This is a genomic window from Pseudoalteromonas sp. MTN2-4 (genome assembly GCF_042848605.1).
GTDB lineage: Bacteria > Pseudomonadota > Gammaproteobacteria > Enterobacterales > Alteromonadaceae > Pseudoalteromonas.
Genome location: NZ_BTGK01000001.1, coordinates 466,220 through 481,132, shown reverse-complemented (window position 1 = coordinate 481,132; position 14,913 = coordinate 466,220). Strand labels below are relative to the sequence as shown.

Genomic DNA, 14,913 nt, shown 5'->3' with positions numbered 1-14,913 from the left:
TATGAAATTTAGTGAAAAGTGGTTACGTGAGTGGGTAAATCCAGCTATCGATACCGAGGCTCTTTCTGAACAACTTTCAATGGCTGGCCTTGAAGTTGATGGCGTAGACGCTGTCGCTGGTGACTTCAGTGGCGTTGTAATTGGTGAAGTGGTTGAATGTGGTCAACACCCAGATGCTGACAAATTACGCGTAACAAAAATCAATGTAGGTGAAGATGAGCTGTTAGACATAGTGTGTGGTGCAGCAAACTGTCGTCAAGGTCTAAAAGTTGCAGTTGCTAAAGTTGGCGCGGTATTACCGGGCGACTTCAAAATTAAAAAGGCAAAGCTTCGTGGCCAACCTTCTCACGGCATGTTATGTGCGTTTGAAGAGCTAGGCATGGCTGAAAGCTCAGATGGTATTTTAGAACTACCAGCAGACGCACCAATTGGTCAATGTATTCGTGAATACTTTAACCTTGATGACGTGACAATCGACGTTGACCTAACAGCGAACCGCAGTGACTGTCTAGGTATTAAAGGTCTTGCACGTGAAGTTGGTGTATTGAACAGCCAAGATGTAACAGAAGTTGCGATCGCAGCTGTTGAGCCAACTATTGAAGACACGATTAATATTGAGCTAGTAAACAGCCAAGCTTGTCCTCGTTACTTAGGCCGTATCATTAAAGGTATTAACCTTGAAGCGACAACTCCGCTTTGGATGGTAGAAAAGCTTCGTCGTTCAGGCGTACGTTCAATCGATCCAGTTGTTGACGTAACAAACTATGTGTTACTTGAGCTTGGTCACCCAATGCATGCATTTGATTTAGCAGCTATTGAAGGTGGTATTCAGGTTCGTAACGCAAACGAAAATGAAGAGCTTGTGTTACTTGATGGTAATACGGCAAAACTTAATCCTTCAACTTTACTTATCGCTGATAACAACAAAGCGCTAGCAATGGCGGGTATTTTTGGCGGCGAAGGTTCAGGCGTTAAAGAAGGCACGCAAGACATCTTACTTGAGAGCGCTTTCTTCGCTCCACTGGCGATTGCAGGTCAAGCACGTAGCTATGGTTTACACACAGATGCATCACACCGCTACGAGCGTGGCGTTGACCCTAAGCTTCAACACGATGCTATGGAACGTGCAACAGCACTTCTACTTGAGATTGTAGGTGGTGAAGCAGGTCCAGTTGTTGAAGCAGTATCTGAAGCAGATCTTCCAGTTGAGAAGTCAGTAACATTACGTCGCGAGCGTTTAGATCGCGTGATTGGCTATCACATTGAAGATGCTAAGGTAACAGACATTCTAACTCGCTTAGGTTTAACAGTTGAATTTGCAAACGACACTTGGAATGCACAAGTGCCAAGCTACCGTTTCGATATTAGCATCGAAGAAGACCTAATCGAAGAAGTGGCGCGTGTATTTGGTTATAACAATATTCCAAATGTAGCACCGACAGCTGCGCTTAAGATGACAACGCACCAAGAAGCTAAACTTCCAGTTGCTAAATTCAGAAATGAGCTGGTTGCACGTGGCTACCAAGAAGCGATTACTTACAGTTTCGTTGACCCTAAAGTACAGCAGCAACTTCACCCACAAAGCGATGCGTTAGTATTACCGCACCCAATTTCGATTGAAATGTCGGCAATGCGTGTAAGTTTACTGACAGGTTTAATCAATACAGTTGTATATAACCAAAACCGTCAGCAATCACGTTTACGTTTCTTTGAACATGGCTTAAAGTTCTTAAAAGATGAAACTGCAGAAAATGGTGTGAGCCAAATCGCGGTTCTAGGCGGTATCATTTACGGTAATACCCATAACGAGCATTGGTCAATTGAGTCTAAGCCAGTTGATTTCTTTGATGCTAAAGGCGATGTAGAAGCGCTTATTGCTTTAACAAATGACGAAAGTCGTTTTTCGTTTAAAGCTGAAACAAATGATGGCCTTCACCCAGGTCAATCAGCGTCGATTTACCTTGATGACAAGAAAGTTGGTTTTATTGGTGCTGTACACCCTCAGCTTCAAAAGTCTCTTGGTTTAAACAATGCGGCGTTTGTATTTGAAATTGAAGCAGATACATTAGTTGCTCGTAAGCTGCCAGAAGCGGTTAGCGTGTCAAAATTCCCATCAAATCGCAGAGATATTGCTATTTTAGTTGCGGATGACGTAAAAATAGGCGATATTTTAAATAGCATTGAGAAAGTTGGCGGAAATCAATTAGTTGACCTAAACTTATTCGATGTGTACAAGGGCAAAGGTATTGAGCCGGGCTTTAAGAGCCTAGCGATTGCTCTTACATTGCAAGCAGCTGATAAAACGCTCGAAGAGAATGATATCAATACGCTTGTAGAAAACGTGGTGGCAGAACTTGCCAACAAATTTAATGCATCGTTGAGGGACTAGATATGGCGCTTACTAAAGCAGACATAGCTGAACACCTATTTGAAAAATTGGGGATGAACAAAAAGGATGCCAAAGACATAGTTGAAGCGTTTTTTGAAGAAATCCGCTCAGCGCTGGAAAAAGGAGAGCAGGTAAAGCTTTCTGGTTTTGGCAACTTTGATCTAAGAGACAAGAAAGAGAGACCAGGACGTAATCCTAAAACTGGAGAAGATATTCCAATCTCTGCGCGTCGTGTTGTAACTTTCCGCCCAGGGCAGAAGTTGAAGACACGTGTAGAAGTGGGAACAAGCAAAGAATAGCTGATCTAGTCTCACCTGATTTATAAAGAAAACCCTAGCGTAAGCTAGGGTTTTTTATTTTCTGGCGCTTTATTTTGAATAGAAGCTAGAAGCTAGAAGCTAGAAGCTAAAACGCAAAGTAAAGTAAAACGTATTAAGAGTTGCTTGTTATGAGTGGGACTAAAATTCAGGCATAAAAAAACGCCTCATTAAGAGGCGTTTTTATATTTTTGATAAATTAATCAATCAGGTCTTCAACACCAACGATCAACCAAGGTGCATCACCTTGAGTCTGGCGCTCTAAGTGCCAAATCTCATGAATTGGCTCTTCTTGATTGTCACCAAGGTCACGGTATTTACCTTTAAACATAATGCTCACTTCCCAAACATGTGGGTGCGTGTCTGCACGAACAAGCTGTGCATCAACAAACATTACTTCAGTTGCAACACTGTCATGTTGTTCACGCTCAGCTTTAAATTCTTCAACTAATGCTGGGCTTAGGTACTCAGACATTTTGTTGTAGTCTTTGTCATTCCACGCTTGTTGTACTGTGTGGTAGTGGTCACGTGCGCCTTGTAAAAAGCCGTTAACATCAAAATCTTTAGGCAGGTTAAATGGCACATCATTTTGCTGTCCGAAACCACCTGAAGACTGAAGAGGCTGCTGCGATTGGAATTGCTGTGGCTGCTGTTGGAATTGTTGCTGCTGACCAAACTGAGGGCCACCTGCCATTTGTGGCTGCTGGCGCTTTGCCATCATGCCTTTGATCAGCTTGAAAATAACAAATGCGGCAATCGCTAGTAGGATCATTTCTAAGAACTGGAAGCCTTCAAAATCATCACCCATCATGGCTGCAATTAAACCACCTGCTAATAAACCACCAAGTACACCGGCCATAATGCCTTTTTTACTTGATTTACCAGCTGTTTTCGCAGGAAGGCTTTTTGTATCAACTTGTTGTTTCTGCTGAGTAGTTGAAGTGCTGTGCGTTTTTCCTGATTTCTTTTTACCGAACTTCTTACGTGCTTCAGCATCGAAGCTAGTTGCGAATAAAAGTGAGATCAGTGAAAAAATAACGAGAAAGTTTTTCATACTATTCCTATTAAACTGAAATTTTGTTTAGTTTAAATAATGAATAGTTAAAGTTAAATAAAATTTTATAAAAAAGTGCTTAAAGACAGTTTTAATCGAACTAAATGTCAGCAAATATGGAATTTAGTAACACTCAGTGATCCCCATATCGACGATCCGATCTGTTTCACCACTGTTGTTGAATTGATATAGGCTTTTATTGATGTCGCCCAGCAATGTTCGCCAGCGAGAAGATTGCTTGCTCAATGCAAAATAGAGGTTATTGTACTGAAGCGAATGGGTTTCACGTTCTATATTCCTTAACAGGGTCGCTTTTTCTGGTCGTGGCAGTTCAGAGTAACTGACGGTAAATTTAAGCACTTTGGGGTCGCCAATGATGAGGTCAACACGTTTGCCAACTAATAGTTTGACCAATTGTAAGTCGTCGACAGCTTCAATTATAGTAAACTCATTGTTGTCCATCATGGCATCAAACTCTGGGGTATTTTGATACCCTCTGACAACTCCAATTTTTTGCCCTTTAAGTGACAGTAAGTTTCCGGTAAACCTATCAGCATCGCCTTTGCGTTTTAAAAAGCCAATCTCCCCGCCGGGGAAGGGGTTTGAAAGCGCGAGAAGTTCTCGCCTAGTTTTGCCCTCAACAGTGTCTGAAGGGGCTGAGTCTTCAATGTAGTACTCTGGCATGAGAATATCAGCTTTGCCGAGCTCAGCAGCTCTTACAGCCCTTGCCCAAGGTAAAAACTCAACATAAACGCTATACCCTTGTTCTACCAGCAAAGCCACTGTGAATTGGTACACCCAACCTTTATTGCACAATTGGCTACCAATATAAGGCGGCCAGTCAAGTGTTACGATGTGAACAGGTTCAGAGTCATTAGCATTAAATAACAAGCCATTTTTGTATGTTTTGCCTTGAACAACTTGATAGATGTTATCTTTGAAGTAGCCAACATTCATGCCGGCAACAGCATTGGCGCTAAAAAGGAGAAGTATAAAAATAAATAGTCGCATGAAGGCGTTAGTTTGATAAAAACTTAACTCTAAGTTTAGGAAGCCCAGATGAAAACGCAAAGGCAAAAACGAAGAAAGCCGACAATTGTCGGCTTTCTTATGTGTCAAAAAGTCAGTAATTGAATTACTGAACTAATTCTTGATCGCTGAATTTGTCTGCAAATAGAGGGCTTGATAGGTAACGCTCTGTTGCACTTGGTAAAATAACAACAATGTTTTTATCAGCGTTCTCAGGCTTCTCAGCAAGGCGTTTAGCTGCAACAACAGCAGCACCTGAAGAAATACCCACTAGGATACCTTCATCACGCATTAGCTGGTGTGCCATTTCAATTGCATCTTCATTTGAAACTAGCTCAGTACCATCAACAAGTTCTAGGTCAAGGTTACCTGGGATGAAACCCGCACCGATACCTTGGATTTTATGAGGGCCTGGCTTAACTTCTTCACCTGCAAGTGTTTGCGTGATAACTGGAGAATCAACAGGCTCAACCGCGATGGCTTTTACATCAAGGCCTTTCTCTTGCTTAAGGTAACGTGTAGTACCAGAAATAGTACCACCCGTACCAACACCAGCAACGAAGAAGTCAACTTTACCTTCCATCGCTTCAAAAATCTCAGGGCCAGTTGTTTCGAAGTGAATTTTCGGGTTAGCCGGGTTCTCGAATTGCTGAAGTAATACGTATTTTTCTGGATCGCTCGCTAGGATCTCATTCGCTTTTTCGATAGCGCCTTTCATACCTTTAGCGCCTTCAGTCAGAACTAGGTTAGCACCTAGCGCTTTTAGTAGCTTACGACGCTCAAGGCTCATTGTATTTGGCATAGTTAGCGTTAGTTTATAACCACGAGATGCAGCAACAAACGCAAGTGCGATACCTGTGTTACCTGAAGTTGGTTCGATGATTTCTTTGCCTTCAGTTAAAGTGCCTGCTTTTTCAGCTTCCCAGATCATTGAAGCACCGATACGGCACTTAACACTGAAACTTGGGTTACGAGCTTCAACTTTAGCGAAAACGTTACCACCAGTTACACGGTTTAATTTAACGATCGGAGTATTGCCAATAGTTAGGCTATTATCTGCAAAGATTTTAGACATTGTGTTCTCTTTCATGATCTAGATTTAATTAGTGTTCACTTTACTGAGGTCGGACAAAAACAGAAGGAAAGATTGGCTATAAGATATATCAAATATGCTTATAGCCGAAAAGTATAAAAAGTTTGTTTTATATGCTTTACATTACATTAACCAAGCATAGCTAAATTTCATAAAGAAAGTCTTTGAATCCTTTGTAATTTCTTCTAGTTCATCGTCTTGATAGCCTCTATCAGAGAAGCCAGCGAAGAACACAGTTTGAGGGTTTAACTTATAAGAATAAAGCAGCTGCGTGCTTAACTCTTTATAAGTAGCATCAACTGAATCATTGTTCATACTCGGGTTGCGATCAATGTCTCTTTTAATCACTGCCAGTCTTAAATAGCTGTTTAAATTAAACTGATAGGTCATTCGTACATCAGTCAAATTAGCAGTGAATACGTCTGCGCCCTCTGCTTTTAGTGTTTGATAAGTGTGTCTGAAGCGCAGTTCAAAATGCTTACCTAAATTGAGGTTAATGACAGGACGTACTCTGAACTGGTCACCTAGACGGTTGTTAGCAAGGTCGACTTTATTTCCCGTGCTAATATTAAGGCTGGTAAACACACCAGATATAGGCTTCATCTCCATGTAGATCCAGAGGTTGTTTTCGGTAAACAAATCTGTGTTTCCGTCAATGGCAAGGCTTGCTTCGTTATCTCTAAGGCCTGTACGTTTTCTATGTTCTACACCTGTATTAATACGGCTTTGCAGTGGACCATTGATAGAGAAGTTAGTTTGTACTTCTTTCTCTAACAACTCATCATTGTCGTTATGTGTAATGTCCCAATCAGTGTACCAATTTGCACGGTTCCACCAAGTATTCTCATCGCCATACCAACGATACTCGTAGCCAGCTAAAAACTTATTGAAGTCGATTTGCGACATAAAACCTAAATCAGAGCGCAGACCTCTATCTCGGTACTGATAGCTGGTGAAAGCACGCCAATGCTTTTCGTTATGCTCATAATTTAATAAGTAACCCATACCTTTAGTATCTTCTTCATTAAGCACACGCAAAGTGCTTTCATTTAAATCACAGTCTGAGTCTCTGTCGCATTCTGGCTGAGATGGCTTTTGACAGTCACCTTGTTCACCATTACACAATTTATCAACAAAAGCTTGCGTATAGTCGGTATCAGAAAGCAACACCTGTGCTTTAAAAATATCGTTATTGGTAAGCTTATACTTGCTGTCTAAGCTAATCACTTGGTTACTGTAACCCTCGCTTTGTCTTGCCGTTGTTGTCGTACCAATGGATAACGAATTATTAAAGTCATAGCGGTATCTTAATGCTAAATTCTCGCTTTTTTGGTCAAATGAAACAACGCGCGAGCCTAAGTTACCTGGGATCATTACATTTAGTTTTTCATCGTTAGCAATGAAAGCACCAACAGTATGGCCTTGCTTATTACTGGTAAATTTCACCCCATAATCAGGCGCAGCAATATTACGAGTATGAATAAGGTTTAAGTGAGACGAAAAATAGTCGGCGTTATCTAAGAAAAAAGAGCGTTTTTCAGGGAAGAATAAGCTAAAGCTATTATTTACACTTAACTGGCCAGTGTCCGCTTCAACTTGAGAAAAATCAGGATTCAGAGTGGTGTTAAGTGTCATATCTGGGCTGATAGCCCATTTTACATCTAAGCTTGGCTCGACATTATCCTCATCAATCCATTCTCCAGTTTCATTCCCATTGATATCTCGAGTTTGTTGTTTACTTGCAACTAGTGATGGAATAAGCGCAAAATTGTTGCCTTGTTTTGCTTGCTCAAAGCCGGTGTACTCAGGCATTTGGCAGATCCAACAGTTGTTGGCATGTTCAATCTGCATACTCGAAATACGAAGACGTTGATCTCGTGGGTAGAACCTTAAAAACTCCATTGCCATGGTTTTTGTGTCTATACTGTCATCAAAGTTCAAAACTCTTAAAGGAATTTCAACTTCCACGTAATAGCCACCCTCATGGATAGTGCCAGCGCTATCCCAAATACCATTCCAAGAGCTGTTTTCGCTTTTCGTTAGTTCATTTTCGATAGAGTCTTGTTGCACACCGAGCGGATTGATAAATAATTGATAAGCACTCAAGCTATTGTTGAAAGAATCAATTTTGATACCAACTAGATCATCGTTCCATGCACTGTCACGGTCTCGATAGAAGGCGCGGATAAGTTCAGGGTTTGGATCTTTTGCATCGAAAGCAATGAATAATGAGGTACCATTTTCAAATACGTAAGCCGTTGTTTCAATTGGACTCGCAATGTTTTCTTGCGGCCATGTAACATTGTTAATGGTTATTTTTTTAGCTTGTTGCCAAACGGCTTCGTCAAGTTTGCCATCTATTTCAGCCTTAGCGTTAATAAAAGGCAGTGATTCAGAAGCAATTGATTGACTAGAAGCAGCGAGAAATGCTGCACTGATAATAGGCAGAGAAGTTTTTAACATTATTGCGGTAATTTATAGCACCAGAAATTAGCATAAATTAAATAGCACTCTAGGTTTGTTAACAACGCATAATCGTTGGAGGCACCTTTTTTTAAGTTAAGTGTCTCGACACATCCACTTTATAGTGATTCTGATGAAGAATAACGAATTTATAACAAATCCTCTGTAAAACATGTTAAAACGGCACATCGTTTTTATCAGGGATAATTTATGTCGTTAATTTTGAAGTTACTTGCCGGTATTGCCGCAGGTATTGTGGTGGGCTCATATCTACCTTTACCGCTAGTAGAGCTACTTTACACATTTAAAGTGATTGTCGGTCAATTAATTAGTTTTACCATTCCTTTAATTATCTTGTTTTTCATAGCCTCAGGTATCGCAGGTTTACCTAAAGGTGCAGGACATCTTTTAGGTAAAACAGTGGGCTTTGCTTATGGCTCTACTATTTTAGCGGGCACCTTAGCTTTCTTGTTGGTAAACGCATTTGTGCCATTTTTCGAGGGCACAACGACTTACCAAGCCGTTCAGGCAACTGAACTAAAAAGCTTTATTAACATTGAAATTCCACCTTTGATGGGCGTAATGACTGCATTGGCAGCTGCATTCATATTTGGTATTGGTATTAGTCAACTAGCATTGAAAGACCTACAGAATGTAGTTGATCAAGGCCGTGATGTCATTGATGCTTTGCTAGCGAAAGTGATTATTCCAGCTCTTCCTTTTTACATTGCGGGTGTATTCGCTGAAATGGCGGTTGCAGGCACAGTGGCTGATACTTTAAGCACGTTTGGTATTGTTTTAGTTGCAGCAGTTGTGATGCACTGGCTGTGGTTATCTGTTTTGTTTATTGGTTCGGGTATTTTGTTAAAACGCAGCCCCATTGAATTAGTCAAAAACATGTTACCAGCTTACTTTACTGCGGTAGGTACTATGTCTAGTGCGGCGACAATTCCTGTATCTTTACGAGCCAGTAAGGCCAATGGCGTAAAAGATGAAGTTGCTAACTTCTCTGTGCCTTTATGTGCAACTATTCACCTTTCTGGCTCAACGATTACGATCGTGACTTGTGCGATGGCGGTGATGTTATTGTCACCCGAGATGTCAATGCCAAGCATTACCAGTATTTTGCCATTTATCTTTATGTTAGGTGTGGTGATGATCGCAGCGCCTGGTGCGCCGGGAGGAGCGGTAATGTCGGCTCTGGGTTTACTGACTTCAATGCTTGGTTTCTCAGAGGGGGCTGTTGCGCTTATGATTGCACTGTACCTTGCACAAGATAGCTTTGGTACGGCTTGTAATGTTACCGGCGATGGTGTGATTGCCTTATGGGTAAATAAGTTCTCAGAGCAGAGTAAATAATCTAACAATTATTTGTTTTTGAACACTAAAAGGTCAGGAGTCAAATTCTGGCCTTTTTTGGTTCTTTAGTATGGTTTTTTAACTAATACAAAAGTTTAATCGTTATTTTTTACATAATTATGTGTTAACCTCGAATTGCTATTTTTAGTGATTGCGATTACCAAATTTTCTGTGAGGGTGTGCCATTGATTAATGTGTTATTAGTTGATGATCATGAGTTAGTTAGAACCGGCATCAAACGAATTCTCGATGATGTTCGTGGCTTTAAAGTCATCGGCGAAGCTAAAACGGGTGAAGAGGCAGTTAAATTCTGTCGTGACAATAACCCTGATATTGTATTAATGGACATGAATATGCCGGGGATTGGCGGTCTTGAGGCGACGAAAAAGATTTGTCGATACAACCCTGATATTAAGGTAATTGTATTAACGGTTCATTGTGAAGATCCGTTCCCAAGCAAAGTGATGCAAGTGGGTGCACAGGGCTACTTAACGAAAGGTACGGGCTCTGACGAAATGATCAATGCGATCCGTGCAGTAAATTCAGGGCAGCGGTATATTGCGCCTGAAATTGCACAGCAAATTGCGCTTGCGCAGTTTAGTGGTCGTAATGATGAGAACCCATTTCAGTCTTTGTCTGAGCGTGAACTGCAAATCATGCTGATGATCACCAAAGGCGAAAAAGCCCAAGATATTGCAGACAGACTTAACTTGAGTTCGAAAACAGTGAACAGCTATCGTTATCGAATGTTTGAAAAATTAAATGTTGGCGGTGATGTAGAGCTGACACATTTGGCCATTCGCCATAAAATGATCGATATAGACACATCAAACTAATCATTTTTAATGGCAGTATTTGATTCAAAAGCCTTTTTAAAAACATTATCTACAGAACCTGGTGTTTATCGTATGTACGATGCGCAGCATCAGGTTATTTATGTTGGTAAGGCGAAAAATTTAAAAAAACGTGTTTCGAGTTACTTTCGTAGCAACATTCCCGACGCTAAAACCCGAGTACTGGTAAGTAACATTGCCAATATAGAGGTAACGCTCACCAATACTGAAACCGAAGCACTACTTCTCGAAAATAATCTCATTAAACAGTATCAACCTAGATACAACATCTTGTTAAGAGACGACAAGTCCTATCCTTATATTTTCTTAAGTGGCCATAAGCACCCAAGGTTGGCTTTTCACCGAGGTAGTCGAAAACAAAAAGGGGATTATTTCGGACCATATCCTAGTAGCGCTGCGGTGTCTGAAAGTTTGCGCTTGATGCAAAAGATTTTCCCTGTTCGTCAATGTGAAGACGCGTATTATCGAGCCCGCAGTCGTCCCTGTCTGCAATACCAATTAAAGCGTTGTTCAGCGCCTTGTGTTGGTAAAGTCTCTGATGGTGAATACAAAGAGCAGGTTGAACTGGTAAAACAGTTTTTATCAGGCAAATCACATCAAGTTATCGCGACCTTAGTTGAAAAAATGGAACAGGCCAGCATGGCCTTGAACTTTGAGCTCGCGGCAAAAGTCCGAGATCAAATTGCGATTTTAAGACAAATGCAAGAACAGCAGTTTGTGGCCGGTAACCTAGGCGAAATAGACATAATTGGTTTCCAGCAGCAAAACGGCATTTGTGCCATTCATTTATTAATGGTGCGAGACCACAAAGTACTAGGGAGCAAGACCTACTTCCCTAAAGTGCCTAAAGACTCGCAACAAGACGAAATCGTCACTTCATTTATTGGGCAATATTATGTAGGCGCGGGCACGCAACGACAGATCCCAAAAGAAATAGTGTTGCCTTTTGAATTACAAGATCAAAACGAACTCATCAATGCGCTATCGCAACTGGCCGATAAAAAAGTAGAGTTAAAGGCTTCTGTTCGCTCTGAACGTGCGCAATATCTCGCACTTGCAAATAAAAATGCACTCAACAGCATTGTGGTAAAACAAAACGCGCAAGATTCGATTACTAAACGCTATGCGTTATTAAAAGAAGCACTACAGCTGAGCGATATCAACCGCATGGAATGTTTCGATATCAGTCATACCATGGGTGAAAACACCATAGCTTCATGTGTGGTATTTGATGGCAGTGGACCAAATAATAAAGAATATCGCCGCTACAACGTTACGGGGATCACACCTGGTGATGACTATGCGGCAATGGCATTTGCTTTGAATAAACGTTATGGCAAGTTAAAAGATGAAGAAAAAATTCCAGACGTTATTTTTATAGACGGTGGTAAAGGGCAGCTTAATAAAGCAGAAGCATTTTTTGAAGATTGGCCGCACAGCAAAATGCCATTATTAGTTGGTGTTGCGAAAGGTACGAGCAGAAAGCCCGGACTTGAGACTTTACTAATAGATGGTGGCAGACGAACCGTAAATTTGGATTCTGATTCACCTGCTTTACATTTAATTCAGCACATACGTGACGAATCACACCGTTTTGCCATAGCTGGACACAGAAACAAACGGCAAAAACAACGAACTCAATCTCTGTTAGAAGAAATAGAAGGAGTAGGGCAGAAACGCCGACAAGCCTTGTTAAAATACTTAGGTGGTATGCAAGGTGTAAAATCGGCTACTATAGCGCAGTTAAATCAAGTGCCTGGGATCAGCCAAGATATGGCTGAAAAGATATTTAATCATTTGCATGACAAAGCCTAATTGATCATGCAACACTATAAAAAAAGATACACAAAGTAGTTATGTGGAATATTCCTAATACCTTAACAACATTTAGATTGTTACTTATCCCTGTTTTTGCAGTGGTGTTTTATTTGCCTTACTCATGGGCTTTTTTTGCTGCCGCCTTTATTTTCTGGCTAGCATCGGTAACCGATATTCTTGATGGCTACTTGGCACGAAAACTCGATCAATCAACGCCTTTTGGTGCGTTTTTAGATCCAGTTGCAGATAAAGTTATGGTCAGTGTGGCTCTCGTTGTTTTAGCCACTCACTATCAAAACATCTTTATTACTTTGGCTTCGCTTATCATTATAAGCCGCGAAATTGTGATATCTGCACTGAGAGAATGGATGGCCGAGCAAGGCAAGCGTGGCAATGTAGCAGTGAGTAATATGGGTAAGTTTAAAACTGCTGCACAAATGTTAGCCATTATTGGTTTGATTTGGCAATATGCGCCTTGGATGACTATGTTAAGTTATGTCCTTTTGGCAATTGCAACACTACTAACAGTGACCTCAATGCTGGCATATTTGAATGCGGCAAAGTCTGAATTGATTAAATCTTGATATTTTACGGCTATATAGGCAGCAGTTTAGATAAAAATTGAGCAAACGATTAAAAACATTCATTTTTTATATTGACGCATTATTAAAGATCTGTAGAATGCGTCCGTGTTGAGAGGGCAGTATGCCTCAAAACGATAAAAGAAGTGAGTGAATCACTTACTTTGGAATGCGAGTATAGCTCAGCTGGTAGAGCGCGACCTTGCCAAGGTCGAGGTCACGAGTTCGAACCTCGTTACTCGCTCCAATCTTTTATACGTCGGCGGAATGGCAGAGTGGCCATGCAGCGGATTGCAAATCCGTCTACCTCGGTTCGACTCCGGGTTCCGCCTCCATTTCTCAACACTCCACATGCGTAAGCAGCCCGATGCCCGGGTGGTGGAATTGGTAGACACAAGGGATTTAAAATCCCTCGTCAGTAATGACGTGCCGGTTCAAGTCCGGCCCCGGGCACCATTGGTTTTAGAATCAATTGATGCGAGTATAACTCAGCTGATAAAACGTAAAGGCGCGACCTTTATTTCTTTCAGTCGGATTAAAAAGCAACATGGAATGCGAGTATAGCTCAGCTGGTAGAGCGCGACCTTGCCAAGGTCGAGGTCACGAGTTCGAACCTCGTTACTCGCTCCAAATTGGTTTTATATGTAACGCAAAACCCGATGCCCGGGTGGTGGAATTGGTAGACACAAGGGATTTAAAATCCCTCGTCAGTAATGACGTGCCGGTTCAAGTCCGGCCCCGGGCACCATTGATTTTAGAATCAATTTGATGCGAGTATAGCTCAGCTGGTAGAGCGCGACCTTGCCAAGGTCGAGGTCACGAGTTCGAACCTCGTTACTCGCTCCAAATTGGTTTTAATGTTAAAGATTTATGGAACGCGAGTATAGCTCAGCTGGTAGAGCGCGACCTTGCCAAGGTCGAGGTCACGAGTTCGAACCTCGTTACTCGCTCCAACTTATCTTTAACTTAAAAATGTTAAACGGAACGCGAGTATAGCTCAGCTGGTAGAGCGCGACCTTGCCAAGGTCGAGGTCACGAGTTCGAACCTCGTTACTCGCTCCAAATTAACATTTACTCTAAATAATTTAACGCGAGTATAGCTCAGCTGGTAGAGCGCGACCTTGCCAAGGTCGAGGTCACGAGTTCGAACCTCGTTACTCGCTCCAATTTATTTGGAACATTTAGGCGGAATGGCAGAGTGGCCATGCAGCGGATTGCAAATCCGTCTACCTCGGTTCGACTCCGGGTTCCGCCTCCATTATCGAAAGATAACTCTCCACATGCGAAAGCAGCCCGATGCCCGGGTGGTGGAATTGGTAGACACAAGGGATTTAAAATCCCTCGTCAGTAATGACGTGCCGGTTCAAGTCCGGCCCCGGGCACCATTTATTCTCTCAAAGCTTTTCTTTTTAATTCTTATAAAAACTATTATTTTCAAATTTTCTAACTTAATCTCTATCGCATTTTAGACAATAAAAAAGGCGCTTAACGCACCTTTTAAAACTTATTCAAAGTTATCAATTATTCGGCATCAGCCATAATGCCCCAACCATCACCATAGCCTTCATGTGAATTGGCAATGCTTTCTAGGTATTGTTCAGTTTGGCTTAACAGCTGATGATCTGGCACCATTTCAACCGTTGTTACAACTTCCCATACACCTGTGTCTTTACACTTTTGTAGTTCGGTCTTTGGCGCAAGCTCATCTTCAGTAATTGCCTTAGCAAAAGACTCAGCTTGATCTTTTTGTTCAAATAAAATGAAAAAGTCGACCATGTGCATTTGGTTTAAATTAATGCCTTCAGCAGCCATTTCAGCTAATAATTGGCCGTTATCGTCATCAGGAAATTGCATAGTTTTACCCAGTATTTTTAACTGAGTGTATTGTCGGTGAAATTAGCAAAAATAAAAAGCTTTAAAGCGAGATTTATTGTTCATCTATTGTTGATTTGAAAT

Annotated in this window: 11 protein-coding genes and 11 tRNA genes; 17 read left to right on the top strand and 5 right to left on the bottom strand. The window is 41.4% G+C overall.

Annotated elements, in window-relative coordinates:
* Window position 1: 1 nt before the first annotated feature.
* Together pheT and ihfA are read left to right on the top strand one after the other, a co-directional pair.
* A complete protein-coding gene (pheT, locus tag ACGHEH_RS02290; protein WP_390441473.1) occupies window positions 2–2,389 on the top strand; it encodes a phenylalanine--tRNA ligase subunit beta in 2,388 nt (795 codons plus the stop codon).
* Window positions 2,390–2,391: 2 nt separating this feature from the next.
* Entirely contained in the window at window positions 2,392–2,688 is a 297-nt protein-coding gene (gene ihfA / locus ACGHEH_RS02285) for an integration host factor subunit alpha (protein WP_058030549.1), read from the top strand.
* A 217-nt stretch (window positions 2,689–2,905) separates the two neighbouring features.
* On the opposite strand, the gene ACGHEH_RS02280 is transcribed toward ihfA, so the two are convergent.
* From ACGHEH_RS02280 to ACGHEH_RS02265, 4 genes are all read right to left on the bottom strand, one after another.
* On the bottom strand, window positions 2,906–3,760 hold the full coding sequence (locus tag ACGHEH_RS02280; protein ID WP_390441471.1) for a Tim44 domain-containing protein: 855 nt from the start codon (window positions 3,758–3,760) through the stop codon (window positions 2,906–2,908).
* Between the two features lie 123 nt (window positions 3,761–3,883).
* A complete protein-coding gene (locus tag ACGHEH_RS02275; RefSeq protein ID WP_390441469.1) occupies window positions 3,884–4,771 on the bottom strand; it encodes a substrate-binding periplasmic protein in 888 nt (295 codons plus the stop codon).
* 124 nt (window positions 4,772–4,895) lie between these two features.
* Window positions 4,896–5,864, bottom strand: a complete 969-nt coding sequence (gene cysK, locus ACGHEH_RS02270) for a cysteine synthase A (RefSeq protein ID WP_390441467.1) — start codon at window positions 5,862–5,864, stop codon at window positions 4,896–4,898.
* A 141-nt stretch (window positions 5,865–6,005) separates the two neighbouring features.
* On the bottom strand, window positions 6,006–8,345 hold the full coding sequence (locus ACGHEH_RS02265) for a DUF5916 domain-containing protein (RefSeq protein ID WP_390441465.1): 2,340 nt from the start codon (window positions 8,343–8,345) through the stop codon (window positions 6,006–6,008).
* 210 nt (window positions 8,346–8,555) lie between these two features.
* On the opposite strand from ACGHEH_RS02265, the gene ACGHEH_RS02260 reads away from it, so the two are divergent.
* The 15 genes from ACGHEH_RS02260 to ACGHEH_RS02190 all read left to right on the top strand — a co-directional run bounded on the left by ACGHEH_RS02260 (window position 8,556) and on the right by ACGHEH_RS02190 (window position 14,342).
* Window positions 8,556–9,704: a dicarboxylate/amino acid:cation symporter gene (locus ACGHEH_RS02260; protein ID WP_390441463.1), complete on the top strand. Its 1,149-nt coding sequence runs from the start codon at window positions 8,556–8,558 to the stop codon at window positions 9,702–9,704.
* A 185-nt stretch (window positions 9,705–9,889) separates the two neighbouring features.
* Window positions 9,890–10,540, top strand: coding sequence for a UvrY/SirA/GacA family response regulator transcription factor (gene uvrY, locus ACGHEH_RS02255; protein ID WP_058030543.1), 651 nt, complete (start codon window positions 9,890–9,892; stop codon window positions 10,538–10,540).
* A gap of 9 nt (window positions 10,541–10,549) precedes the next feature.
* Window positions 10,550–12,373 carry an excinuclease ABC subunit UvrC gene (gene uvrC / locus ACGHEH_RS02250; protein ID WP_390441461.1) on the top strand — a complete coding sequence of 608 codons (1,824 nt, stop codon included), beginning with the start codon at window positions 10,550–10,552 and terminating at the stop codon, window positions 12,371–12,373.
* Window positions 12,374–12,414: 41 nt separating this feature from the next.
* A complete protein-coding gene (gene pgsA, locus ACGHEH_RS02245; protein ID WP_390441459.1) occupies window positions 12,415–12,960 on the top strand; it encodes a CDP-diacylglycerol--glycerol-3-phosphate 3-phosphatidyltransferase in 546 nt (181 codons plus the stop codon).
* Between the two features lie 168 nt (window positions 12,961–13,128).
* Window positions 13,129–13,204: transfer RNA gene (locus ACGHEH_RS02240), tRNA-Gly, on the top strand.
* A 14-nt stretch (window positions 13,205–13,218) separates the two neighbouring features.
* Window positions 13,219–13,292, top strand: a tRNA-Cys gene (locus ACGHEH_RS02235).
* Between the two features lie 34 nt (window positions 13,293–13,326).
* A tRNA-Leu gene (locus ACGHEH_RS02230) sits at window positions 13,327–13,413 on the top strand.
* Window positions 13,414–13,511: 98 nt separating this feature from the next.
* Window positions 13,512–13,587 (top strand) — tRNA-Gly (locus tag ACGHEH_RS02225).
* Between the two features lie 31 nt (window positions 13,588–13,618).
* Window positions 13,619–13,705 (top strand) — tRNA-Leu (locus ACGHEH_RS02220).
* Window positions 13,706–13,727: 22 nt separating this feature from the next.
* Window positions 13,728–13,803 (top strand) — tRNA-Gly (locus ACGHEH_RS02215).
* Window positions 13,804–13,834: 31 nt separating this feature from the next.
* Window positions 13,835–13,910, top strand: a tRNA-Gly gene (locus tag ACGHEH_RS02210).
* A 33-nt stretch (window positions 13,911–13,943) separates the two neighbouring features.
* Window positions 13,944–14,019: transfer RNA gene (locus ACGHEH_RS02205), tRNA-Gly, on the top strand.
* A 28-nt stretch (window positions 14,020–14,047) separates the two neighbouring features.
* Window positions 14,048–14,123 (top strand) — tRNA-Gly (locus ACGHEH_RS02200).
* Window positions 14,124–14,141: 18 nt separating this feature from the next.
* Window positions 14,142–14,215, top strand: a tRNA-Cys gene (locus tag ACGHEH_RS02195).
* Between the two features lie 40 nt (window positions 14,216–14,255).
* Window positions 14,256–14,342: transfer RNA gene (locus ACGHEH_RS02190), tRNA-Leu, on the top strand.
* A 136-nt stretch (window positions 14,343–14,478) separates the two neighbouring features.
* Here ACGHEH_RS02190 and ACGHEH_RS02185 read toward each other — a convergent pair.
* A complete protein-coding gene (locus ACGHEH_RS02185) occupies window positions 14,479–14,811 on the bottom strand; it encodes a ribonuclease E inhibitor RraB (protein ID WP_349286423.1) in 333 nt (110 codons plus the stop codon).
* Window positions 14,812–14,913: the final 102 nt, after the last annotated feature.